This window comes from Micromonospora sp. CA-111912, assembly GCF_050948415.1.
In the GTDB taxonomy this organism is placed as follows: domain Bacteria; phylum Actinomycetota; class Actinomycetes; order Mycobacteriales; family Micromonosporaceae; genus Micromonospora.
Map to the genome: position 1 here is coordinate 5,099,771 of NZ_CP192007.1, position 21,945 is coordinate 5,121,715.

Sequence of the window (21,945 nt, forward strand, 5' to 3'; positions counted from 1 at the left end):
CGTGAGCTGTGCCGGCACTGTGCCGATGATTCGCTCGCTGACGCTCGCTCATGCCTTCACCTCCGGGCTCGCGCCCACCCCGGCGCGTGCCGCAGCGTCCTTGAACGCCATCCACGGCAGCAGCGCGCACTTGACCCGGGCGGGATAGCGCGCGACCCCCGCGAACGCCACCCCGTCACCGAGCACGTCCTCGTCCGGCGTGACCTGGCCACGGCCGGACATCAACTCGACGAACGCCTCGTGCACCGCGAACGCCTCACCCGCGCCCCGACCGCGCAGCAGCTCGTGCAGCACGCTCGCCGACGCCTGGCTGATCGAGCAGCCCAAGCCGTCGTACGAGATGTCGTGCAGCACGTCGCCGTCGGTGGCGACCCGGACGGTCACCTCGTCGCCGCAGGTCGGGTTGACGTGGTGCGCCTCGGCGACCTGGTCGGCCGGGTCCTCGGCGTCGCGCAGGCCACGGCCGTGCGGGCGCTTGTAGTGGTCCAGGATGATCTCCTGGTAGAGCTGGTCGAGCTGCATCAGTCGAACACCTTCCGCACCTGCTCCAGGCCGCCCACCAGGGCGTCGATCTCCTCGGTGGTGGTGTACAGGTAGAACGAGGCCCGCGTCATTGCCGGCACGCCGAACCGGGTGCACAGCGGCTTGGCGCAGTGGTGGCCGACGCGCACCTGCACGCCGAGCGAGTCGAGCACCTGGCCCACGTCGTGCGGGTGGATGTCACCGAGCGCGAACGAGATCGTCCCGCCCCGGCCAACCGGCACGGTCGGCCCGAAGATCCGCAGGTCGGGCACGGTGGCGAAGGCGTCCAACGCGTACGCCGTCAGCTCCTTCTCGTGCCACTGGATCGCCCGCATGCCGATCCCGGAGAGGTAGTCCACCGCCGCGCCGAGCGCCACGGCCTCGGCGATCGGCGGGGTGCCCGCCTCGAACCGGGCCGGCGGGGCGGCAAACGTCGACCGGGCCATGGTGACCGTCTCGATCATCGAGCCGCCGCCGAACACCGGGGGCATCGCCGCGAGCAGTTCGCCCCGGCCCCAGAGCACGCCGATGCCGGTGGGGCCGCACATCTTGTGCCCGGTGAAGACGATGAAATCGGCGTCGAGGTCGACCACGTCGATCGGCTGGTGCGGCACCGACTGCGAGCAGTCGAGCAGCAGCAGCGCCCCCACCTCGCGAACCCGCGCGGTGATCCGGGCGGTGGCGTTGACGGTGCCGAGGACGTTCGACATGTGCACCAGCGAGACGATCTTCGTCCGCTCGGTGACCAGGTCGTCCAGCCCCGACTCGTCGAGTCGCCCCTGGTCGGTGACCGGGAACCAGCGCAGGGTCGCGCCGGTGCGCTCGGCCAGCAACTGCCACGGGACGATGTTCGAGTGGTGCTCCATCTCGGAGATCACGATCTCGTCGCCGGGGCCGAGCCGGAAGCGTGGGTCGGCGTCGGGCCGCGGCGAGGCGTTGGAGAACGCGTACGCCACGATGTTGATCGCCTCGGTGGAGTTCTTGGTGAACACCACCTCGTCCACGCTCGGCGCGTTGACGAACGTGGCGATCTTCGCCCGCGCGCCGTCGTACGCCTCCGTCGCCTCGGTGCCCAGCGTGTGCACCGAGCGGGACACGTTGGCGTTGTGCAACGCGTAGTGCTCGGCGAGCGCGTCGAGCACCTGGCGCGGCTTGTGCGAGGTGTTCGCGCTGTCGAGGTAGACCAGCGGGTGTCCGTTGACCGCCCGGTCGAGAATCGGGAAGTCCGCACGCACCGCCGCCACGTCGAAGCGCGGCACGTCGTCGAACTGCGGCATCCCCTCGGGGATCGTGATGGTGGTCATCTGCGTGACCGGCCCCTTCCTCAGGCCCGCGCCGAGCCGGCCCCGGCGACGTACCGCTCGTAGCCCTCGCTCTCAAGCTTGTCGGCCAGCTCCGGACCGCCCTGCTCGACGATCCGGCCGGCGACGAAGACGTGCACGAAGTCCGGCTTGATGTAGCGCAGGATACGCGTGTAGTGGGTGATCAGCAGCAGGCCGGTGTCGCCGGTCTCGCGGACCCGGTTGACGCCCTCGCTGACGACGCGCAGCGCGTCCACGTCGAGGCCGGAGTCGGTCTCGTCGAGGATGGCGATCTTCGGCTTGAGCAACTCCAGCTGCACGATCTCGTGCCGCTTCTTCTCGCCGCCGGAGAAGCCCTCGTTGACGTTGCGCTGGGCGAACGCCGGGTCCATCTGCAGGCGCTCCATCGCCCCGCGCAGCTCGCCGCCCCAGGTGCGCAGCTTCGGCGCCGTGCCGTCGATCGCGGTCTTGGCGGTACGCAGGAAGTTGGCCACCGAGACGCCGGGCACCTCGACCGGGTACTGCATGGCGAGGAACAGCCCGGTGCGGGCCCGCTCGTCGACGGACATGGCGAGCACGTCCTCGCCGTCCAGGGTCACCGAGCCGCCGGTGATCTCGTACTTCGGGTGACCGGCGATGGAGTACGCCAGGGTGGACTTGCCGGAGCCGTTCGGGCCCATGATGGCGTGGGTCTCGCCCGACCTCACGGTCAGGTCGACGCCGGACAGGATCGGCTTGAGCTCACCCTCGGGCAGCTTGACCGACACCTTCAGGTCGCGGATCTCCAGGGTGCTCATTATCGGGTCACTCCATTACTCGGCATCGGGCGGCCGTCGGCGCCCACGGGAAGGTAGATGTCGCCGTCGCGGATCTCGACGGCGTAGACGGGAATGGGTTCGGTGGCGGGCAGCCCGGTCGGCTCACCGGTACGCAGGTCGAAACGGGAGCCGTGCAGCCAGCATTCCAGCGTGCAGCCCTCGACCTCGCCCTCGGAGAGGGCGACCGCGGCGTGCGAGCACTCGTCGTGCACGGCGTAGAACCGGTCGTCCTCGCCGTGCACGAGGGCGACCTGCGTGCCGTCGACGTCGGCGCTGATCACCGTGCCCTTCGGCACGTCCTCGGTGGCGCAGATCCGGATCATCAGGCGCCCGTCCTGGCCAGCCGGGCCTCGATCGCCTCACCGAGCCGCTCGCGCAGCTCCTCGACCGGGATCTTGTTGATCATCTCGGCGAAGAAGCCGCGGACCACCAGGCGGCGGGCCTCGCCCTCCGGGATGCCCCGGGCCATCAGGTAGAACAGCTGCTCGTCATCGAAACGGCCGGTCGCGCTGGCGTGCCCGGCGCCGGCGATCTCGCCGGTCTCGATCTCCAGGTTCGGCACGGAGTCCGCCCGGGCACCGTCGCTGAGCAGCAGGTTCCGGTTGATCTCGTACGTGTCGGTGCCGGTCGCCTCGGCCCGGATCAGCACGTCGCCCACCCAGACCGTGTGCGCGTCCGCGCCCTGCAACGCGCCCCGGTAGCCGACGTAGCTGCGGCAGTCGGGCACGTTGTGGTCGACGAGCTGGCGGTGCTCCAGGTGCTGGCCGCCGTCGGCGAAGTAGACGCCGTACAGCTCGGCCTCGCCGCCGCGCCCGGTGTACTCCACCGAGGTGTACTGCCGGACCAGGTCGCCGCCGAGGCTGACCTGGATGTGCACCACCTTGGCGTCCCGGCCGAGCTTCATTCGCAGGTGCTGGGCCTGCACCGCGTCGGCGGCCCAGTCGGCCACGGTGACCAGGGTCAGCTTCGCCCCGTCGGCCACCGACACCTCGACGTTGTCGGCGAGGGTCGCCGAGCCGACGTGCTCCAGCACCAGGGTCGCCTCGGCGAACCGGCCCACGTCGACGAAGGTGTGCCCGAACGCCAGGTGCTCGGCGCCGTCGCCGACCACCCGCAGGACCACCGGCTCGCCGACCACCGCGTCGCGGGCGACCTCCACCAGCAGCGCATCGCCGGCACCGCCGTACGCCAGCGCGCTGACCCGGTCGACCGGGGTGAGCACGCTGCCCACCCGGGGGTCGTCCTTGCCGATCCGGGAGACGGCGACGCCGGAGGGCAGGTCGCCGTGCTCGTGCCGGACCGCGCCGGTCGAGGCCTGGGCCTCGCCGACCAGCCCGCGCAGCCGCTTGAGCGGGGTGAAGCGCCACTCCTCCTCCAGGCCGGTGAGGGCCGGGAAGTCGGCGACGTCGTACGAGCGGAGCGCCTGCGACTTGGTGCTGGGCGGCGCGGAAGCCTGGGTAGTCATCTCTTCCTTGGTCTGTTCTGCGACGACGGTGTCATCAACCGGAGGGCGGGTTGGGCTGGTCGCGACGCGACGCAACGGGTCGGGGCCGCGCCGGGTCAACCGACCGCGCCCTCCATCTGGAGCTCGATCAGGCGGTTCAGCTCAAGGGCGTACTCCATCGGGAGCTCCTTGGCGACGGGCTCGATGAAGCCGCGCACGATCATCGCCATCGCCTCGTCCTCGCTCAGGCCCCGGCTCATCAGGTAGAAGAGCTGGTCGTCGCTGATCTTGGAGACGGTCGCCTCGTGCCCCATCGACACGTCGTCCTCACGGATGTCGACGTACGGGTAGGTGTCCGAGCGGGAGATGGTGTCGACCAGCAGCGCGTCGCACTTGACCGTGCTGCGGCTGTGGTGCGAGCCCTCCAGCACCTGCACCAGGCCCCGGTACGAGGTGCGGCCGCCGCCCCGGGCGATCGACTTGGAGATGATGGTGGAGGAGGTGTGCGGCGCGGCGTGCACCATCTTGGCGCCGGCGTCCTGGTGCTGGCCCTCGCCGGCCATGGCCACCGAGAGCACCTCGCCCTTGGCGTGCTCGCCGGTCATGTAGACCGCCGGGTACTTCATGGTGACCTTGGAGCCGATGTTGCCGTCGACCCACTCCATGGTCGCGCCCTCGTGGCACACGGCCCGCTTGGTGACCAGGTTGTAGACGTTGTTCGACCAGTTCTGGATGGTCGTGTAGCGGCACCGGGCGTTCTTCTTGACGATGATCTCCACGACCGCGCTGTGCAGCGAGTCGGACGAGTACAGCGGCGCGGTGCAGCCCTCGACGTAGTGCACGTACGCGCCCTCGTCGACGATGATCAGCGTCCGCTCGAACTGGCCCATGTTCTCGGTGTTGATCCGGAAGTACGCCTGCAGCGGGATCTCGACCTGCACGCCCTTCGGCACGTAGATGAACGAGCCGCCGGACCACACGGAGGTGTTCAGCGCGGCGAACTTGTTGTCGCCCACCGGGATCACCGTGCCGAAGTACTCCTTGAAGACGTCCTCGTGCTCCTTGAGCGCGGTGTCGGTGTCCAGGAACAGGACGCCCTGCTCCTCGAGATCCTCACGGATCTTGTGGTAGACCACCTCGGACTCGTACTGCGCCGCGACGCCGGCGACCAGCCGCTGCTTCTCCGCCTCGGGGATGCCCAGCCGGTCGTAGGTGTTCTTGATGTCCTCGGGCAGGTCCTCCCAGCTGGTGGCCTGCTTCTCCGTGGACCGGACGAAGTACTTGATGTTGTCGAAGTCGATCCCGGTGAGATCGGCGCCCCAGGCCGGCATCGGCTTGCGGCCGAACAGCCGCAGACCCTTCAGGCGCAGGTCGAGCATCCAGGCCGGCTCGCTCTTCTTCGCCGAGATGTCCCGCACCACAGCCTCGTTGAGGCCGCGCTGGGCGGTGGCGCCGGCGACGTCGGAGTCGGCCCAGCCGTACTCGTAGCGACCGAGGGCGGCGAGCTGCTCCTCCTGGGTCAGGGGCTGGACGATCTGCTCGGTCATCTATCTGTCCTCACAGTGGTGACGGTTCTACCGGACTGGGCACGCCCCGGCTGGGCGGGGATGTGCGTGGTGCACACCCCGTCGCCGTGCGCGATGGTGGCCAGACGCTGCACGTGGGTGCCGACCAGGCGGGAGATCACCGTGGTCTCGGCCTCGCACAGCTGGGGGAACTCGGCGGCAACGTGCGCCACCGGGCAGTGGTGCTGACAGAGTTGGCCGCCGGAGGCGATCGTGGACGCGCTGGCGGCGTAGCCCTCGGCGGTCAGCGCCCCGGCGAGCGCCTCGGCCCGCGCGAGGGGATCGTCGCCGGCGTCCTCCATGGCGGCCCGACAGCGGTCCTCCAGGGCGGCGACCTGGTCGGCCGCGAACGCCTCCACCGCCTTGGAACCGCTGTTGCGGGCGATCCAGCGCAGCGCGGCGGTGGCGATGTTGTCGTAGTGGTGGGTGCCGCAGCGGCCCCGGGCCGCGTCCGTCAGCACGAACACCTTCGCCGGGCGGCCCCGCCCCCGGCTGCCCCGGACGGTCTGCTCGCGGGCGGTCACATCGCCGTCGACGAGCATCGCGTCGAGGTGCCGACGGATCGCCGCCGGGCTGAGCCCGAGCGCCGAGCCGAGCTGCGCGGCGGTGGTCGCCCCCCGCTCCAGCAGCAGCTGGGTCACCCGGTCCCGGGTGGAGAGGTCGGTCGCGGCGGAACCGGCGGACACGGGCGCACCGGCGACCGGACCGGTCACCGGCTGTCGCCCGGAAAGCGCCGCCGCGTTTTTCACAACGCCAACGTTACGTAATTCGCCGGAGGGCCGCAAACCCGGGGCGGTGATCCGAGCCACCGGCCCGGCGGAGTCACCCGATCGGGCTCCACTACGTTGCGTAGGATTTGCCCCGTGAAGCAATCCGTCCGGTTCCCGGCCTCCACCACCCTGCTGCGCCGCCTGGCGCTCGCCTCGATCATCGCGAACGTGGCCATCGTGGTCACCGGCGGGGCGGTCCGGTTGACCGCGTCCGGCCTCGGCTGCCCCACCTGGCCCAGGTGCACCGACGCGTCGTACACGACGACATCGGAGATGGGCGTGCACGGCGTCATCGAGTTCGGCAACCGGCTGCTCACCTTCGCCGTCGGCGCGATCGCGCTGGCGGTGGTGGTGGCCGTGCTGCTGCACGGGGCGCGGCGGCGCGCCCTGCTGCCGCTGGCGATCGGGGTGCTGTTCGGCATCCCCGCGCAGGCGGTCATCGGCGGGATCACCGTGCTGACCAACCTGAACCCGTGGGTGGTCGGCCTGCACTTCCTCGCCTCGATGGCGGTGATCGCGGTCACGTACGCGCTCTGGCGGCGCATCGACGAACCGGACGGCCCGACGACGCCCACGGTGCCGGGGCCGCTGCGGACGCTGGCGCTGGTCACCACCGTGGTGAGCGTCGCGGTGCTGGTGATCGGCACCTGGGTCACCGGCAGCGGCCCGCACGCCGGCGACCAGGGCGCGGCCCGCAACGGCCTCGACCCGCAGTCGATCTCGCAGGTGCACGCCGACGGGGTGTTCCTGCTGATCGGGCTCTCGGTGGCACTGGTCTTCGCGTTCCGCGCGGTCGGCGCCCGACGGGCCGAGCGGGCTGCCCTCGTGCTGGTCGCGGTGGAGCTGAGTCAGGGCCTGATCGGCTTCGTCCAGTACTTCACCCACCTGCCCGGGGTGCTGGTCGCAGCGCACATGCTCGGCTCCTGCCTGGTCCTGCTCGCCACCCTGGCGGTGCTCTGGTCGACCCGGGAACGCCACCCGGCCCAGACCCCGGCGCCGACCAGGACCACCACCGTCCCGGCAACCATCTGACCCCCGCGCCGCGCGACCCGCGCGCCGCCCGACCGCGCGGGCGCACTTTCACGGAAAGAGTGGCCTCGCACCCTTGCGGAGGCCACTCTTTCCGTGAATTTGCGCGATCAAAGCGGGGCGGGCTCCGCCGGGCAGGGCGGCGCGCGGGCCCGCGGGGCGGGTTGGGGTCAGCGGGGGTGGGACAGGTGGGTGAGGATCGCTTCGGCCAGGCGGCCGGGGGCGCCGTCGGCGTACCCGAGGAACAGGGACGGCTCGGTCAGTTCCAGCTCGACCAGCACGGGTGACCCGTCGGGGCCCGGGATGAGGTCGACCCGGGCGTAGAGCAGGCGCTCCGACCCGCCGGGGACCGCCGCCAGAGCCCGCTCGGCGACGGCGAGCTGGTCGGGGGTGGCCGCCCGGGAGCTGATGTCCTCGACCTTGTACAGCCCGTCAGGGCCCAGGTCGGGGCCGGTCAGCATCGGGCCCTTGCGGATCGCGTGACTGAACCGGAGCCCGTCCGGCCCGGCCAGGTACAGCAGCGCGGTCTCCCCGGCGGTGTCCACCGCCGTCAGGTACGGCTGGACCATGGTCACCCGGCCGGCCCGGGACAGCCGCCGCACGTGGGCCGTGGCCAGCTCGCGGTGCCCGGGGTCGGCCAGGTCGTACCGGCCGGTGTCCTGGCTGCCGGCGCTGACCGCCGGCTTGACCACGTACTCGCCGTGGGTGGCCGGCGGTTCCCAGCTCTCCCCCGGCAGGACCCAGCCGGTCGGCACGGTGGGCACGCCGGCGGCCGACAGTTCGCCGAGGTAGCGCTTGTCGGTGTTCCAGCGCACCACGTCGGCCGGGTTGACCAGCCGGGGCACGGTGTCGGCCCAGGCCACGAACTCGTCGCGACGCAGCGCGTAGTCCCAGGGCGAGCGGATCACGACCAGGTCGTACGCGGCCCAGTCGACCGCCGGGTCGTCCCAGACGGCGACGGTGACCGAAACGCCGCGCCCGGTCAGCGGGGCGAACAGAAGCCGCTCGTCCGGGTCGAGGTCGGACAGCTCGGCGCACGTCACGAGAGCGACCCGGGGTTCCCCCCGGGTCGACTGGTGGTGGTGTTGTTCGGTCATCTGGGTGTCAACGGGCCATCGCGCGCCGGGCCATCGACCGCCACAGGTCGTTGCTCGGGCGCATCTGGTCCATCAGCTCCCGCTCCCAGGCGTTCTCGACGGTGACTCCCGCCCTGGCGCACGCCTCCCGCGCGACGCCGGTGTCCTCCGCGAACTGGTCGCCCCAGGCCCCGTCGGAGCCTACGAGGACGATGCGCGCGCCGCGCTTGCCGACGTACTCGATGACCGCCTTCGCCCCGCCGTGCCCGGCGGCGAAGGACTTGATGCCCGCGACCAGACCGTTGGGGGTCTGGTCGGCGACGGTCTGCTGAGCCGCCAGCGTCGTATCGGAACCTTCTGCCATGACGCGAAGCCTAAGCAGAGTTCCCTTCTGAGGTGCGAGAACCATGAACTATTTGTGATGCCCATTACCCGACCGTTTAAGGAAGCCCACAGGCGCTTTGCACAGATTTATCCGACTTAGCGGGCTATAACTCAGCGACAAAGTCACCCGTTGTTACCTGAGTTGAGTGAACCCGACTCAGGGTGAAAATCATTCCGATAGGTCACCAAAGGTGGACAACTCATCAACGATGATGATTTGTCGGAGCAATACGGGAGGCCGGCGTGCACCGGACCGCCGGAGCCGGACCGCCGGAGCCGGACCGCCGGAGCCGGACCGCCGGAGCCGGGGCGGTGATGCGGCGCGGGCCGGGGCCCGAACGGCCCCGGCCCGCGCCCTCGCGGAGACCGCGTCTAGATCAGGGCGTCCACGGCGACGGCGGCGAACAGGATGGTCAGGTAGACGTACGACCAGTGGAACAGTCGCATCGGCCTGACCGCCCCGCCCCGGGCCACCTGGCGGCACAGCTTGTGCGCCTCGTACACGAAGACGCCGCCGGACACCAGCGCGGTGACGCCGTAGATGGCGCTCATCCCGAGCGGCCAGACGGCCAGCGAGGAGAGCAGGGTCAGCCAGGCGAAGCCGATGATCTCGGCGTTGACCCGGCGGGTCGAGGCGACGACCGGCAGCATCGGGATCCCGGCGCGGGCGTAGTCCGCCTTGTACTTCATGGCGAGGGGGTAGAAGTGCGGCATCTGCCAGAAGAAGACCACCGCGAACAACGCCCACGCCGCCGGGGCCAGCGAGCCGGTCACCGCGGCCCAGCCGATCAGCACCGGGGCCGCACCGCACGCGCCACCCCAGAAGGTGTTCTGCGGCGTGGTCCGCTTCAGCCAGAGCGTGTAGACCAGGTCGTAGTAGGCGATCGCGGCCAGCGTCAGCCCGGCGGCCAGCCAGTTGGTGAACGCGGCCATCAGGGCCACCGAGATCACCGCCAGCACCAGCCCGAAGATGAGCGCGCTGCGCGGCGAGACGGTGTGCGTCGGCAGCGGGCGGCGCTTGGTGCGCCGCATGAGCTGGTCGATGTCCCGGTCGATGTAGCAGTTGAGCACGCTGGCCGCGCCGGCGGCGAGCGAGCCGCCCACCAGCACCACCGCCATCAGCCACAGCGACGGCAGGCCCCCCTGGGCCAGCATCATCGCCGGGACGGTCGTGACCAGCAGCAGCTCGACGATGCGGGGCTTGGTCAGCGAGACGTACGCCGAGACCACCGCCCGGACGTCCCGCCGGGACGCCGCCGGCGTCTCGGTCACCGTGCGCACCGGCGGCTGCCCGGCAGAGTTGCTGACGGGGCGCTCGGTGATCATGCTCACGGATAGCCACCTTCCGGCGTCGGCAGGGGGGTTGGGTCGGTGGGACCCGTCCGGGTCCACACACCGATCCACACACTACGCGTCGTCGTTTTGGCTGCCCGCGCGACCCGACAACGGTGCGGGCCGTCACACCTTGGTGGAAGCCGGACCCGCACGGCGGGCGTGCGGAGATCCCTGGGCGCAGGTTTAGGGCCGCTCGATAGGGTCATCAGTGAGGGTTCCGCCCAACTGCCGAGGAGCACAACCATCGTGGCTGCCAACCGACCCGAGCAACCCGCACTCAACTGGTCCGACCTCGACCGCCGGGCCGTCGACCTCGTCCGCGTGCTGGCCATGGACGCCGTGGAGAAGTCCGGCAACGGCCACCCCGGTACGGCGATGAGCCTCGCCCCCGCGGCGTACCTTCTGTTCAACCGGGTGATCCGGCACAACCCGACCGACCCGAACTGGGCGGGCCGGGACCGGTTCGTGCTCTCCGCCGGCCACTCCAGCCTGACCCTCTACATCCAGCTCTTCCTCTCCGGGTACCCGCTGGCTCTGGACGACCTCAAGTCGCTGCGGCAGTGGGACTCGCTCACCCCGGGCCACCCGGAGCACGGGCACACCCCGGGCGTGGAGACCACCACCGGCCCGCTCGGCCAGGGCCTGGGCAACGCGGTCGGCATGGCGATGGCGGCCCGCCGCGAGCGCGGCCTGTTCGACCCGGAGTCCGAGGCGGGCGCGTCGGTCTTCGACCACGACATCTGGTGCATCGTCTCCGACGGTGACATCGAGGAGGGCATCAGCCACGAGGTCAGCGCGCTCGCCGGGCACCAGCAGCTCGGCAACCTCACGGTGATCTACGACGACAACGAGATCTCGATCGAGGACGACACCCGCATCGCCAAGAGCGAGGACGTCGCGGCCCGCTACGAGGCGTACGGCTGGCACGTGCAGACCGTCGACTGGCGCACCGGCGACGCCGACCAGGGCGACTACCACGAGGACGTCGAGGCGCTGCACCGGGCGCTGCTGGCGGCGAAGGCCGAGACCGGCCGCCCCTCGTTCGTCGCGCTGCGCACCATCATCGGCTGGCCCGCCCCGAACAAGCAGAACACCGGCAAGATCCACGGCTCGGCGCTGGGCGCCGACGAGGTGGCCGCCACCAAGCAGCTCCTCGGCTTCGACCCGGCCCAGAGCTTCGAGGTCGACGAGCAGGTCCTCGGCCACGCCCGCCGGGTGCTGGAGCGCGGCGCGCAGGCCCAGCAGGAGTGGGAGAAGGCGTACGAGGGCTGGGCGAAGGCCAACCCGGAGCGAAAGGCGCTGTGGGACCGGATGTCCCAGCGGGTGCTGCCGGAGGGCTGGACCGAGGCGCTGCCGACCTTCCCGGCCGACGCCAAGGGCGTCGCCACCCGGGCCGCGTCCGGCAAGGTGCTGGAGGCCCTCGCCCCGGTGCTGCCCGAGCTGTGGGGTGGCTCGGCCGACCTGGCGGAGAGCAACAACACCACGATGAAGGGCGAGCCGTCGTTCATCCCGGCGGCGCACGCGACCAAGGACTTCCCGGGCCACGAGTACGGCCGCACGCTGCACTTCGGCATCCGCGAGCACGCCATGGGCGCCATCCTCAACGGCATCTCCCTGCACGGCGGCACCCGCCCGTACGGCGGCACCTTCCTGGTGTTCAGCGACTACATGCGCCCGTCGGTGCGGCTCGCCGCGCTGATGAAGCTGCCGGTTGTCTACGTCTGGACGCACGACTCGATCGGCCTCGGCGAGGACGGTCCGACCCACCAGCCGGTGGAGCACCTGACCGCGCTCCGGGCGATCCCCGGCCTGGACGTGGTCCGGCCGGCCGACGCCAACGAGACCGCGTGGGCATGGCGGCAGGCGCTGGAGCACACCGACCGGCCGACCGCGCTGGCGCTGAGCCGGCAGGCCCTGCCGACCCTGGACCGTTCGACGCTGGGCGGCGCCGAGGGCGTCACCAAGGGCGGTTACGTGCTGGCCGAGGCGTCCAACGGCAAGCCGCAGGTGATCATCGTCGGGACCGGCTCCGAGGTGCAGCTCTGCCTCACCGCCCGGGAGCGGCTGGAGGCCGACGGCACCCCCACCCGGGTGGTGTCGATGCCGTGCCAGGAGTGGTTCTACGCGCAGGACGAGGCGTACCGGGAGTCGGTCCTGCCGCGCGGGGTAAAGGCACGGGTGAGCGTGGAGGCGGGCATCGGCATGTCCTGGCGCGGGATCGTCGGTGACTCCGGCGAGAGCGTGAGCCTGGAGCACTACGGCGCGAGCGCCCCGCACTCCGTGCTCTTCGAGCAGTTCGGGTTCACCCCCGACCGGATCGTGGCCGCCGCGCACGCGGCGCTGACCCGGGTGGGCGACATCACCGGTTTCACGACCGGCAACTGAGGGGAGCGTGGACGGCATGACGGACAGGATTAGCAAGCTCACCGCCGCCGGGGTGGCGGTCTGGCTCGACGATCTCTCCCGCGTGCGGCTCAGCTCCGGCGGGCTGGACCAGCTCCGCCGGGAGAAGCACGTGGTCGGCGTGACCACCAACCCGACGATCTTCGCGAAGGCGCTCGCCGACGCCGACGAGTACGACTGGCAGCTGCGCGACCTCGCCACCCGTGGGGTGGAGGTGGAGGAGTCGGTGCGCATGCTCACCACGTACGACGTGCGATGGGCGTGCGACGTGATGCGCCCGTCGTACGACGCCAGCAACGGCGTCGACGGCCGGGTCTCCATCGAGGTGGACCCGCGGCTGGCCCACGAGACCGACAAGACGGTCGCCGAGGCCAAGGCGCTGTGGTGGCTGGTCGACCGGCCGAACCTGTTCATCAAGATCCCGGCCACCGAGGCGGGCCTGCCGGCGATCACCGCGACCCTGGCCGAGGGGATCAGCGTCAACGTCACGCTGATCTTCGGCCTGGACCGGTACTCGCAGGTGATGGAGGCGTTCCTCGCCGGCCTGGAGCAGGCGCGGGCCAACGGCCACGACCTGTCCAAGATCGGCTCGGTGGCGTCGTTCTTCGTCTCCCGGGTCGACTCCGAGGTCGACAAGCGGCTGGAGAAGATCGGCTCCGACGAGGCCAAGGCGCTGCGCGGCAAGGCCGCCGTCGCCAACGCCCAGCTCGCGTACGAGCGCTACGGCGAGGTCTTCTCCTCCGACCGGTGGCAGTCCCTGGCCGACGCGGGCGCCCACCCGCAGCGCCCGCTGTGGGCGTCCACCTCGACGAAGAACCCGGACTACCGGGACGTCATCTACGTCGAGGAGCTGATCGCCCCCGGCACGGTCAACACGATGCCGGAGTCGGTCATCCACGCGTACGCCGACCACGGCGAGACCCCCGGCGACACCATCACCGGCGCGTACGACGCGGCCCGCAAGGCCTTCACCGACCTGGAGGCCGTCGGCGTCGACATGTCCGACGTGATCGCCGTCCTGGAGCGCGAGGGCGTGGAGAAGTTCGAGGCGAGCTGGCTGGAGCTGCTCGACGGGGTGCGCAAGTCGCTCGCCGCGGCGGGCCGGGGCACCGGGCGGCCCGGCCAGGCCGCGCAGGGCAACGCACAGGCCGCCCAGCAGGCGGGGGGCAACGCGTGACCGACGCTCACGGACGCGCCCCGGGGCACCACCCCGGGGCGGCCACGTGAGCGACCTGCTCGCCGGCCCGGCGGACGCGTCCGCCGGGCTGGTCGTGCACGGCGCGGATGCGGTCGACCGGTCCGCGCCCGCGTCGACCCGGGACGCCCTGGTGACCCGGGGCGTCCCGGCGAGACTGGCCGCGAAGGACCCCACGCTGTGGGGGCCGGAGGTCGAGGCCGAGGCGAGGGCCCGGCTCGGCTGGCTGGACACCCACCGGCGCAGCTGGGAGCTGCTCCCCCAGCTCGCCGAGCTGACCGCCGAACTGGCGGACCTGGACCACGTGGTGCTCGCCGGGATGGGCGGCTCGTCGCTGGCCGCCGAGGTGATCACCCGCACCCTGGGCCGGCCGCTGACCGTGCTGGACACCACCGACCCGGGCCAGGTCCGGGCGGCGCTGGCCGACCGGCTGGAGCGCACCGTGGTGGTGCTGGCCAGCAAGTCCGGCAGCACGGTGGAGACCGACAGCCACCGGCGGGCCTACCTCCAGGCGTTCCACGACGCCGGGCTGACCGAGGCGGAGGCCGGCCGGCACTTCGTGGTGGTCACCGACCCGGGCTCCCCGCTGGAGTCCGTCGCCGCCGAGCTGGGCGCGGTCACCGTGCTCGCCGACCCGCAGGTGGGCGGCCGGTACTCGGCGCTGACCGCGTTCGGGCTGGTGCCGGCCGCGCTGGCCGGGGTCGAGGTGACGGAGCTGCTCGAACAGGCCGAGGCGCTGTCGCAGTCGCTGGCCCGGGACACCGACAACCCGGGCCTGGCGCTGGGCGCTGCGCTCGGCGCGGCGGCCAGCGGGGGCCGGGACAAGATCGCCCTGATCGGCGACGGCACCGGGATCGACGGGCTCGGCGACTGGATCGAGCAGTTGCTCGCCGAGTCCACCGGCAAGGCCGGCCTCGGCATCCTGCCGGTCGTGCTGGAGTCCCCTGACGCCCCCGGCGGCGCCGGCCCGGACGTGCTCACCGTCAGCTACGGCGGGGCGCTGCCCCCCGGGGCCGTCCCCGGCGGCGGGTGCGCGCCCGACGTCGCGGTCAACGGCCCGCTCGGCGCCCAGTTCCTGGCCTGGGAGTACGCCACGGCGGTGGCCGGCGCGGTGCTCGGGGTGAACCCGTTCGACCAGCCGAACGTCGCCGAGAGCAAGGAGAACACCGCACGCATCCTGGCCTCGGCCGCGCCGGCGGAGCCGCCGTCGTCCACCGCGGGCGCGATCGAGGTGTACGCCCCGGCGGGCGGTCCCGGCGACCTGGCCGGCGCGCTGCGTCACCTGCTCGACGGCGTCGGCGACGGCTACCTCGCCGTGCTGGCGTACCTGGACCGGCTCGCCGACGCCGACGCGGCCCGGCTGCGTCCGCTGCTCGCCGAGGCGTCCGGCCGGCCGGTCACCTTCGGCTGGGGTCCGCGTTTCCTGCATTCCACCGGCCAATACCACAGGGGTGGTCCTCAGGTGGGCCGTTACCTCCAGGTGACCGGTACCGTCGACAATGATCTGCACGTGCCCGGGAAGCCGTATTCCTTCGGGGAACTTCAGGCTGCCCAGGCTGCGGGCGACCGGCAGGCCCTGGCCGGCCGGGGGCGTCCGGTGCTGCGGCTGCACCTGACCGACCGGTCGGCGGGAGTGGCCCAGCTGCTCGACGCGGTCCGGCAACTACGAACCTGACGATGGACGATGTGACACCAGCGGAGCGAGGAGGCGGCGTGAACCCGCTGCGCGACGCGCAGGACCGGCGGCTGCCGCGGATCCCGGAGCCCTGCGCTCTGGTGATCTTCGGGGTGACCGGTGACCTGGCGCGGAAGAAGCTGCTACCGGCGGTCTACGACCTGGCGAACCGGGGGCTGCTGCCACCCGGTTTCGTGGTCCTGGGCTTCGCCCGGCGCGACTGGGGCGACGGCGACTTCGAGTCGCTGGCCCACGAGGCGGCCAAGAAGCACGCCCGGACGCCCTGGCGGGAGGAGGTCTGGGCCCGGCTGGCCGGCAACATCAAGTTCGTCGGCGGCTCGTTCGACGACGACAACGCCTTCGACCAGCTCAACCGGACACTGGACGAGCTGCGCGGCACTCACGGCATCCACGGCAACGCGGCCTTCTACTTCTCCATCCCCCCGGCGGCGTTCCCCGTGGTGCTCAAGCAGCTCGCCCGCACCGGAATGGCCGACAACGACAAGTGCGGCGGCTGGCGCCGGGTGGTGGTAGAGAAGCCGTTCGGGCACGACCTGCCCTCGGCGAAGGAGCTCAACGACCTCGTCGACGACGTGTTCACCCGGCAGGACGTCTTCCGGATCGACCACTACCTGGGCAAGGAGACCGTCCAGAACATCCTGGCCCTGCGGTTCGCCAACAGCCTGTTCGAGCCGCTGTGGAACTCCAAGTACGTCGACTCGGTGCAGATCACGATGGCCGAGGACGTCGGCATCGGCAGCCGGGCCGGCTTCTACGACTCGGTCGGCACCGCCCGGGACGTCTTCCAGAACCACCTGCTCCAGCTCCTGGCGCTGGTGGCGATGGAGGAGCCGACCAGCTTCGACGCCGACGAGATCCGGGCCGAGAAGCTGAAGGTGCTCAAGGCGATCACCCTGCCGAAGGACGTCTCCCGGGGCACCGTACGCGGGCAGTACCTGCCGGGCTGGGTCGCCGGGCAGCGGGCGGTCGGCTACCTGGACGAGGAGGGCGTCCCGGCGGACTCCACCACGGAGACGTACGTGGCCGTGGAGCTGGGCATCCAGAACCGCCGCTGGGCGGGGGTGCCGTTCTACATCCGGGCCGGCAAGCGGCTGCCCCGGCGGGTGACCGAGGTCGCCATCATGTTCAAGAAGGCCCCGCACCTGCCGTTCAACGCGGCCGACATGGAGATGCTCGGCAACAACCAGCTCGTCATCCGGGTGCAGCCGGACGAGGGCGTGGTGCTGAAGTTCGGCTCCAAGGTGCCGGGCACCACGATGGAGGTCCGCGACATCGCAATGGACTTCCAGTACGGCGAGGCGTTCACCGAGTCCAGCCCCGAGGCGTACGAGCGGCTGGTGCTGGACGTGCTGATCGGCGACCGTACCCTCTTCCCCGACGCCGCCGAGGTCGAGCAGAGCTGGGCGGTGGTGGACCCCCTGGAACACGCCTGGGAGGGCACGAAGCCGGAGCCGTACCGGGCCGGCGAGTGGGGCCCCCGGGCCTCCGACGAGATGCTGGCCCGCGAGGGCCGGGCGTGGCGGAGAGCGTGAGCGGGCACAGCGAGCGAACCAGGAGGTTCCATTGATCGGGCTCTGGGACACCACCGGCAACGAGGTGGTCAAGGCGCTCGCCGCGGAGCGGCGCAGCGCGGGCGGGGTGGCCAGCGGCATGGCGCTCACCCTGATCGTGGTGGTCGACGAGAAGCGGGTCCGCGAGGCGGAGGCGGCGGCGACCATCGCCGCCGCCGCCCACCCGTGCCGGCTGCTCGTGGTGGTCCGAACCGACGTCGAGCGGGAGCGCAACCGGCTGGACGCGGAAATCGTCGTCGGCGGCCGGCTCGGCCCCTGCGAGGCGGTGGTCACCCGGATGTACGGCCGGCTGGCGCTGCACGCCGAGTCGGTGGTGATGCCGCTGCTGGTGCCGGACGTTCCGGTGGTGACGTGGTGGCACGGCGAGCCGGCGGCGGAGATCGCGACGGACTTCCTCGGCGTGGTCGCCGACCGGCGGATCACCGACACGGCGCAGGCCGCCGACCCGATCGAGGCGCTACGCCAGCGGGCCCGGGACTACGCCCCGGGGGACACCGACCTGGCGTGGACCCGGATCACCCCGTGGCGCACCCTGGTGGCCGGCGCGTTCGACACCACGGAGGCGCGGGTCACCGAGGCCAGGGTGGTGGCCCCGCCGACCGACCCGACGGCCGCGCTGATGTGCGGGTGGCTGGGCAGCCGGCTCGGGATCACCCCGCGCTGGGAGCCCAGCGACGCGTCCCCCCGGATGCGGGAGGTGCAGCTGAGCTGCGCCAACGGCGAAGTGCTCACCCTGACCCGGGAGGACAGCCTGGCCACGTTCCGGCGCACCGGGCAGGACGACCGGCAGTTGCCGCTGATGCGCCGGCCGCTCGGCGACGAGTTGGCCGAGGAGCTGCGTCGGCTGGACGCCGACCAGGTCTACGCCGAGGCGCTGGGTGCCATGGCCGGTGTCTCCGGGCTGGACGAGCGGCCCGCCCAGCGGGTGCACGTCTGGAAGGACCCGGCGACCGCGAAGCGGGCCGAGGCGGGGGTCACCGCCCACACCGGCACCAGCGCGAGGCCCTGACGACGGTGCCGGCGGGCCGGGTCCGGCCCGCCGGCCCGGTCCGCGGGCACGCGCGACGGAGGGCCGCCGGCCCCCGGGCACGACGAACAGGGACCGCGAGGGCGGTCCGGAGACGAGGGCACGAGACATGAGTGAGACGAGTGTCGCCGTCCACGCCGATGCCGAACTGCTGGCGCAGGCGGTGGCGGCCCGGTTGCTGGTGAAGCTGCTCGACGCGCAGGCGGACCGCGGCCAGGCGGCGGTGGTGCTGACCGGCGGCCGGATCGCCGCCGCCGTGTACCGGGCGGTGAACGCGTTGCCGGCACGGGACGCGGTCGACTGGTCCCGGGTCGACGTCTGGTGGGGCGACGAGCGCTTCCTGCCGGCCGGGGACCCGGAGCGCAACGAGACGCAGGCCCGGGCGGCGCTGCTGGACGCGGTGCCGCTGGACCCGACCCGGGTGCACCCGATGCCGGCGTCCGACGGCCCGGCCGGGGCCGACCCGGAGTCCGCCGCCGCCGGGTACGCCGCCGAGCTGGCCCGGGCGGCCCGTCCCGGGCACGCCGTGCTCCCCCACTTCGACGTGCTGATGCTCGGGGTGGGCGAGGACGGGCACGTCGCCTCGGTCTTCCCGGAGCACCCCGTGCACCACGACAGCCGGCCGGTCAGCGCCGTGCGGGGCAGCCCCAAGCCGCCGCCGGTGCGCACCACGCTCACCCTCCCGGCGATCAACACCGCCGAGGAGGTCTGGCTGGTCGCCAGCGGGGCCGACAAGGCCCGCGCGGTCAGCATGGCGCTGGCCGGGGCCGGCCCGGTGCAGCTCCCGGCCGCCGGGGCGCAGGGCGTCGGGCGCACCCTCTGGCTGCTGGACCGGGCGGCGGCGGCCGACATCCCGCCCCGGCTGCGCAGCCTGCGCTGAGCCCTACGGAAGGGCCCCCGCGGGGGCCCTTCCGCGTGTCCGGCGGGTGCCCCCGGCCCGGCCGCTCAGGCCCGGCCCCGTCGGCGGCGCAGGGCGGCCAGGGCCTCGGCCAGCAGGGCCTCCCCCTCCTCCGGGGTGCGCCGTTCCTTCACGTATGCCAGGTGGGTCTTGTAGGGCTCCGGGCGCGCCCGGCCCGGCGGGTTGCCCTGGTCCTGGCCGGCCGGAACCCCGCAGCGGGGGCAGTCCCACTGCGGCGGCGGCTCGGCATCCGCCGCGATCGGGACGTCGATCCGGTGGTCGTTGCGGCACCAGTAGGTGACCGACCGGCGCGGGGCCGGCGCGTGCCGCTCGTTGAAGCGTTCCGGGCCGGATCCGGTCCGGGCACCCCGAATCAGGTTGCCACTCGCCACGGCTGCTCGCTCCTGTCATCGGAGGGGACCGCCGCTCGGGCGGGCGGCGGGCGACGCGGTGCAGCGGGAAAAACAACTGCGCGCGGCCCGTCGGTGACGGACCGCGCGCAGATTGTACGACTCGGCGGGCTCGCTCTCAGGCCCCGCTGCTGAGCTGGAGTCGCAGCCAAAGCCCCAGCCCGACGATACAGGCGAACCAGACGATACCCACCAGGACCGTGTAGCGGTCAAGGTTCTTCTCGGCCACCGAGGAGCCGGCGAGGCTGGAGCTGACCCCACCGCCGAACATGCTCGACATCCCACCGCCCTTACCGCGGTGCAGCAGAATGAGCATGGTGAGCATGACGCTCGTGATGACCAGCAACACGATCAACGTGTATGCGAACCAGATCGGCATGGCTGGGGTCAGTCCTCTCGTAGCGATCCTCGCCCGGACAGGTCGGGCACTGCGGCACCGGCCGACGGACGGGCGGAGTCAAGGATAGCGAGCCGTCAGCGGGTGATGTGCTCCGGGAACCGGCAGATCTTGGCGAATTCCTCGCCGTCCAGGCTCGCGCCGCCCACCAGGGCCCCGTCCACGTCCGGCTTGGCCATGATCGAGGCGATGTTCGAGGACTTCACCGACCCGCCGTAGAGGATCCGGACCTGGTCCGCGGTCGTCTGGTCGAAGGTCTCGACCAGCCGCTTACGGACCTCCCCGCACACCTCCTGGGCGTCCTCGGGGGTGGCCGTCTTGCCCGTCCCGATCGCCCAGACCGGCTCGTACGCCACGACGACCTTGGTGATCTGCTCGCGGCTGAGCCCGCGCAGCGCGCCGTCGAGCTGGTCGCAGCAGTGCGGCACGTGCCGGAGCTGCTCGCGGACCTCCAGCCCCTCCCCGATGCACAGGATCGGGGTGAGCCCGTTGGCCAGCGCGGCGGACACCTTGTCGTTGACCAGCGCGTCGTCCTCGTGGTGGTACTGCCGCCGCTCGGAGTGGCCGACCAACACGTACGTGCAGCCGAGCTTCGCCAGCATCGTCCCGGAGATGTCCCCGGTGTAGGCCCCCGACTGGTACGGCGACAGGTCCTGCCCGCCGTAGCCGATCAGCACCTTGTCGCCGTCCACCGCGGTCTGCACGCTGCGCAGGTCGGTGAAGGGCGGCAGCACGACGCACTCGACGTCGGTGAGCTGCTTCTCGGTCAGACTCGCGGCCAGCTTCTGCACCAGCGCGTTGGCCTCGAAGTGGTTGAGGTTCATCTTCCAGTTGCCGGCCATCAGCGGCCGGCGGTTGGTCACCGCCATCAGTCCTCCAAGGCCGCGATGCCGGGGAGGGTCTTGCCCTCCAGGTATTCCAGGGAGGCGCCGCCGCCCGTGGAGATGTGCCCGAAGGACGTCTCGTCCAGCCCGAGGGCACGGACCGCCGCGGCGGAGTCGCCGCCGCCGACCACGCTGAACGCGTCGGCGGAGGTGATCGCCTCGGCGACGCCCCGGGTGCCGTTGGCGAACGCCGGCATCTCGAACACGCCCATCGGCCCGTTCCAGAAGATCGTCTTCGCCGGGGCCAGGGCCGCCGCGAAGCCGGCCACCGTCTCCGGGCCGATGTCGAGCCCGAGCCGGTGGCTGGGGATGGCGTCGGCGCGGACCGTGTCGTGCGCCGCGTCGGGGGCGAAGGCGTCCGCCACCACCACGTCGACCGGGAGCATGATCTTGCCCTCGGACCGCTCCAGGAGGTTGCGGCAGGTCTCCACCATCTCCTTCTCCAGCAGCGAGGTGCCCACCTCGTGGCCCTGGGCCTTGAGGAAGGTGAAGCACATCCCGCCGCCGATGAGCAGCCGGTCGACCTTCGGCAGCAGCGCCTCGATCACCGCGAGCTTGTCGGACACCTTGGAGCCACCGAGCACCACCACGTACGGCCGCGCCGGCTCGCCGGCAAGTTTCGCCAGCACCTCCACCTCGCGCAGCACCAGCCGGCCGGCGACGTGCGGCAGCCGGGCCGGCACGTCGAAGACGCTGGCGTGCTTGCGGTGCACCGCGCCGAACGCGTCGTCGACGTACGCCTCGCCCAACGCGGCGAGCTGGTCGGCGAACGCGCCCCGCTCGGCGTCGTCCTTGCTGGTCTCCCCCTTGTTGAAGCGGAGGTTCTCCAGCAGGGCGACCTCGCCGTCGGCGAGCGCGTCGACCGTGGACCGGGCGGAGTCGCCGACGGTGTCCTCGGCGAACCGCACCTGCGCGTCGAGCAGCTCGCCGAGGCGGGCCGCGACCGGGCGGAGGCTGAACTGCGGGTCGGGCGCGCCCTTCGGGCGGCCCAGGTGCGAGAACACCACGACCTTCGCGCCGGCCCCGGTCAGGGCGGTCAGCGTCGGCAGCACCGCGCGGATCCGGCCGTCGTCGGCGATCGCGCCGCTCTGCTTGTCGAGTGGGACGTTCAGGTCGGCGCGCACGAGCACGCGCCGACCCGACACCCCCTCGGCGAGCAAATCGTCGAGGTTGCGGATGCTCACAGAGCTGACCCTTCGTTCATGACTGCGGGGCTCGCA

General features: G+C 72.0%; 21 protein-coding genes. 7 read left to right on the plus strand and 14 right to left on the minus strand.

The genetic code is table 11. The annotated features are described in order from the left end of the window. Positions 1-48: 48 nt before the first annotated feature. From sufU to ACQPZO_RS21020, 7 genes are all read right to left on the minus strand, one after another. Positions 49-522 (minus strand): Fe-S cluster assembly sulfur transfer protein SufU, encoded by a 474-nt coding sequence (gene sufU / locus ACQPZO_RS20990; RefSeq protein ID WP_350888128.1) that lies wholly within the window; start codon positions 520-522, stop codon positions 49-51. Then, positions 522-1,826: a cysteine desulfurase gene (locus tag ACQPZO_RS20995; protein WP_433343316.1), complete on the minus strand. Its 1,305-nt coding sequence runs from the start codon at positions 1,824-1,826 to the stop codon at positions 522-524. The genes sufU and ACQPZO_RS20995 overlap by 1 nt, the downstream gene beginning before the upstream one ends. A 20-nt stretch (positions 1,827-1,846) precedes the next feature. Then, complete coding sequence (gene sufC, locus ACQPZO_RS21000) at positions 1,847-2,620, minus strand: Fe-S cluster assembly ATPase SufC (protein ID WP_433343318.1); 774 nt, start codon at positions 2,618-2,620, stop codon at positions 1,847-1,849. Then, the gene (locus ACQPZO_RS21005) at positions 2,620-2,964 is read right to left on the minus strand and encodes a non-heme iron oxygenase ferredoxin subunit (RefSeq protein ID WP_387023905.1); all 345 of its coding nucleotides are present in this window, start codon (positions 2,962-2,964) and stop codon (positions 2,620-2,622) included. Before ACQPZO_RS21005 ends, sufC begins: the two co-directional genes overlap by 1 nt. After that, positions 2,964-4,106, minus strand: coding sequence for a Fe-S cluster assembly protein SufD (sufD, locus tag ACQPZO_RS21010; RefSeq protein WP_433343319.1), 1,143 nt, complete (start codon positions 4,104-4,106; stop codon positions 2,964-2,966). The genes ACQPZO_RS21005 and sufD overlap by 1 nt, the downstream gene beginning before the upstream one ends. Before the next feature lie 95 nt (positions 4,107-4,201). Continuing rightward, on the minus strand, positions 4,202-5,632 hold the full coding sequence (sufB, locus tag ACQPZO_RS21015; protein WP_161690023.1) for a Fe-S cluster assembly protein SufB: 1,431 nt from the start codon (positions 5,630-5,632) through the stop codon (positions 4,202-4,204). Then, on the minus strand, positions 5,629-6,399 hold the full coding sequence (locus tag ACQPZO_RS21020) for a helix-turn-helix transcriptional regulator (RefSeq protein WP_433343321.1): 771 nt from the start codon (positions 6,397-6,399) through the stop codon (positions 5,629-5,631). Before ACQPZO_RS21020 ends, sufB begins: the two co-directional genes overlap by 4 nt. A gap of 114 nt (positions 6,400-6,513) precedes the next feature. Here ACQPZO_RS21020 and ACQPZO_RS21025 point away from each other — a divergent pair, with 114 nt between their 5' ends. Next, a complete protein-coding gene (locus ACQPZO_RS21025; protein WP_433343323.1) occupies positions 6,514-7,452 on the plus strand; it encodes a COX15/CtaA family protein in 939 nt (312 codons plus the stop codon). A 167-nt stretch (positions 7,453-7,619) separates the two neighbouring features. Here ACQPZO_RS21025 and ACQPZO_RS21030 read toward each other — a convergent pair whose 3' ends face one another. The 3 genes from ACQPZO_RS21030 to ACQPZO_RS21040 all read right to left on the minus strand — a co-directional run bounded on the left by ACQPZO_RS21030 (position 7,620) and on the right by ACQPZO_RS21040 (position 10,241). Further along, positions 7,620-8,546, minus strand: a complete 927-nt coding sequence (locus ACQPZO_RS21030) for an ATP-grasp domain-containing protein (protein WP_433343325.1) — start codon at positions 8,544-8,546, stop codon at positions 7,620-7,622. Positions 8,547-8,553: 7 nt separating this feature from the next. Further along, entirely contained in the window at positions 8,554-8,889 is a 336-nt protein-coding gene (locus ACQPZO_RS21035; protein ID WP_387023893.1) for a hypothetical protein, read from the minus strand. A 392-nt stretch (positions 8,890-9,281) separates the two neighbouring features. Further along, positions 9,282-10,241 carry a heme o synthase gene (locus ACQPZO_RS21040; protein ID WP_433343328.1) on the minus strand — a complete coding sequence of 320 codons (960 nt, stop codon included), beginning with the start codon at positions 10,239-10,241 and terminating at the stop codon, positions 9,282-9,284. A gap of 249 nt (positions 10,242-10,490) precedes the next feature. On the opposite strand from ACQPZO_RS21040, the gene tkt reads away from it, so the two are divergent. The 6 genes from tkt (at position 10,491) to pgl (ending at position 19,016) form a co-directional block, all read left to right on the plus strand. Then, positions 10,491-12,629 (plus strand): transketolase, encoded by a 2,139-nt coding sequence (gene tkt / locus ACQPZO_RS21045; RefSeq protein WP_433343330.1) that lies wholly within the window; start codon positions 10,491-10,493, stop codon positions 12,627-12,629. 16 nt (positions 12,630-12,645) lie between these two features. Next, positions 12,646-13,824 carry a transaldolase gene (tal, locus tag ACQPZO_RS21050; protein WP_433343331.1) on the plus strand — a complete coding sequence of 393 codons (1,179 nt, stop codon included), beginning with the start codon at positions 12,646-12,648 and terminating at the stop codon, positions 13,822-13,824. A 46-nt stretch (positions 13,825-13,870) separates the two neighbouring features. Beyond that, the gene (locus ACQPZO_RS21055; RefSeq protein ID WP_433343333.1) at positions 13,871-15,517 is read left to right on the plus strand and encodes a glucose-6-phosphate isomerase; all 1,647 of its coding nucleotides are present in this window, start codon (positions 13,871-13,873) and stop codon (positions 15,515-15,517) included. A 2-nt stretch (positions 15,518-15,519) separates the two neighbouring features. Then, on the plus strand, positions 15,520-17,070 hold the full coding sequence (gene zwf / locus ACQPZO_RS21060) for a glucose-6-phosphate dehydrogenase (protein WP_396670816.1): 1,551 nt from the start codon (positions 15,520-15,522) through the stop codon (positions 17,068-17,070). Positions 17,071-17,101: 31 nt separating this feature from the next. Continuing rightward, positions 17,102-18,118 (plus strand): glucose-6-phosphate dehydrogenase assembly protein OpcA, encoded by a 1,017-nt coding sequence (locus ACQPZO_RS21065; RefSeq protein WP_387023881.1) that lies wholly within the window; start codon positions 17,102-17,104, stop codon positions 18,116-18,118. 127 nt (positions 18,119-18,245) lie between these two features. After that, positions 18,246-19,016: a 6-phosphogluconolactonase gene (pgl, locus tag ACQPZO_RS21070; protein ID WP_433343335.1), complete on the plus strand. Its 771-nt coding sequence runs from the start codon at positions 18,246-18,248 to the stop codon at positions 19,014-19,016. A 65-nt stretch (positions 19,017-19,081) separates the two neighbouring features. Here the strand turns inward: pgl and ACQPZO_RS21075 are convergent, their stop codons facing one another. The 4 genes from ACQPZO_RS21075 to ACQPZO_RS21090 form a co-directional block, all read right to left on the minus strand. After that, positions 19,082-19,426 carry an RNA polymerase-binding protein RbpA gene (locus ACQPZO_RS21075; protein WP_396670819.1) on the minus strand — a complete coding sequence of 115 codons (345 nt, stop codon included), beginning with the start codon at positions 19,424-19,426 and terminating at the stop codon, positions 19,082-19,084. Positions 19,427-19,562: 136 nt separating this feature from the next. Further along, entirely contained in the window at positions 19,563-19,823 is a 261-nt protein-coding gene (secG, locus tag ACQPZO_RS21080) for a preprotein translocase subunit SecG (RefSeq protein WP_350888110.1), read from the minus strand. 95 nt (positions 19,824-19,918) lie between these two features. Then, positions 19,919-20,710 (minus strand): triose-phosphate isomerase, encoded by a 792-nt coding sequence (tpiA, locus tag ACQPZO_RS21085; protein WP_433343336.1) that lies wholly within the window; start codon positions 20,708-20,710, stop codon positions 19,919-19,921. Continuing rightward, positions 20,710-21,909, minus strand: coding sequence for a phosphoglycerate kinase (locus ACQPZO_RS21090; protein ID WP_433343338.1), 1,200 nt, complete (start codon positions 21,907-21,909; stop codon positions 20,710-20,712). The genes tpiA and ACQPZO_RS21090 overlap by 1 nt, the downstream gene beginning before the upstream one ends. Positions 21,910-21,945 lie beyond the last annotated feature (36 nt).

Excerpts from the sequence above, each read along its gene's own strand:
- sufU (WP_350888128.1), bottom strand. The coding sequence starts at position 522 with ATGCAGCTCGACCAGCTCTACCAGGAGATCATCCTGGACCACTACAAG.
- ACQPZO_RS20995 (WP_433343316.1), bottom strand. The coding sequence starts at position 1,826 with ATGACCACCATCACGATCCCCGAGGGGATGCCGCAGTTCGACGACGTG.
- ACQPZO_RS21035 (WP_387023893.1), bottom strand. The coding sequence starts at position 8,889 with ATGGCAGAAGGTTCCGATACGACGCTGGCGGCTCAGCAGACCGTCGCC.
- ACQPZO_RS21030 (WP_433343325.1), bottom strand. The coding sequence starts at position 8,546 with ATGACCGAACAACACCACCACCAGTCGACCCGGGGGGAACCCCGGGTC.
- sufD (WP_433343319.1), bottom strand. The coding sequence starts at position 4,106 with ATGACTACCCAGGCTTCCGCGCCGCCCAGCACCAAGTCGCAGGCGCTC.
- secG (WP_350888110.1), bottom strand. The coding sequence starts at position 19,823 with ATGCCGATCTGGTTCGCATACACGTTGATCGTGTTGCTGGTCATCACG.
- sufC (WP_433343318.1), bottom strand. The coding sequence starts at position 2,620 with ATGAGCACCCTGGAGATCCGCGACCTGAAGGTGTCGGTCAAGCTGCCC.
- tpiA (WP_433343336.1), bottom strand. The coding sequence starts at position 20,710 with ATGGCGGTGACCAACCGCCGGCCGCTGATGGCCGGCAACTGGAAGATG.
- tal (WP_433343331.1), top strand. The coding sequence starts at position 12,646 with ATGACGGACAGGATTAGCAAGCTCACCGCCGCCGGGGTGGCGGTCTGG.
- zwf (WP_396670816.1), top strand. The coding sequence starts at position 15,520 with ATGGACGATGTGACACCAGCGGAGCGAGGAGGCGGCGTGAACCCGCTG.
- ACQPZO_RS21005 (WP_387023905.1), bottom strand. The coding sequence starts at position 2,964 with ATGATCCGGATCTGCGCCACCGAGGACGTGCCGAAGGGCACGGTGATC.
- sufB (WP_161690023.1), bottom strand. The coding sequence starts at position 5,632 with ATGACCGAGCAGATCGTCCAGCCCCTGACCCAGGAGGAGCAGCTCGCC.
- pgl (WP_433343335.1), top strand. The coding sequence starts at position 18,246 with ATGAGTGAGACGAGTGTCGCCGTCCACGCCGATGCCGAACTGCTGGCG.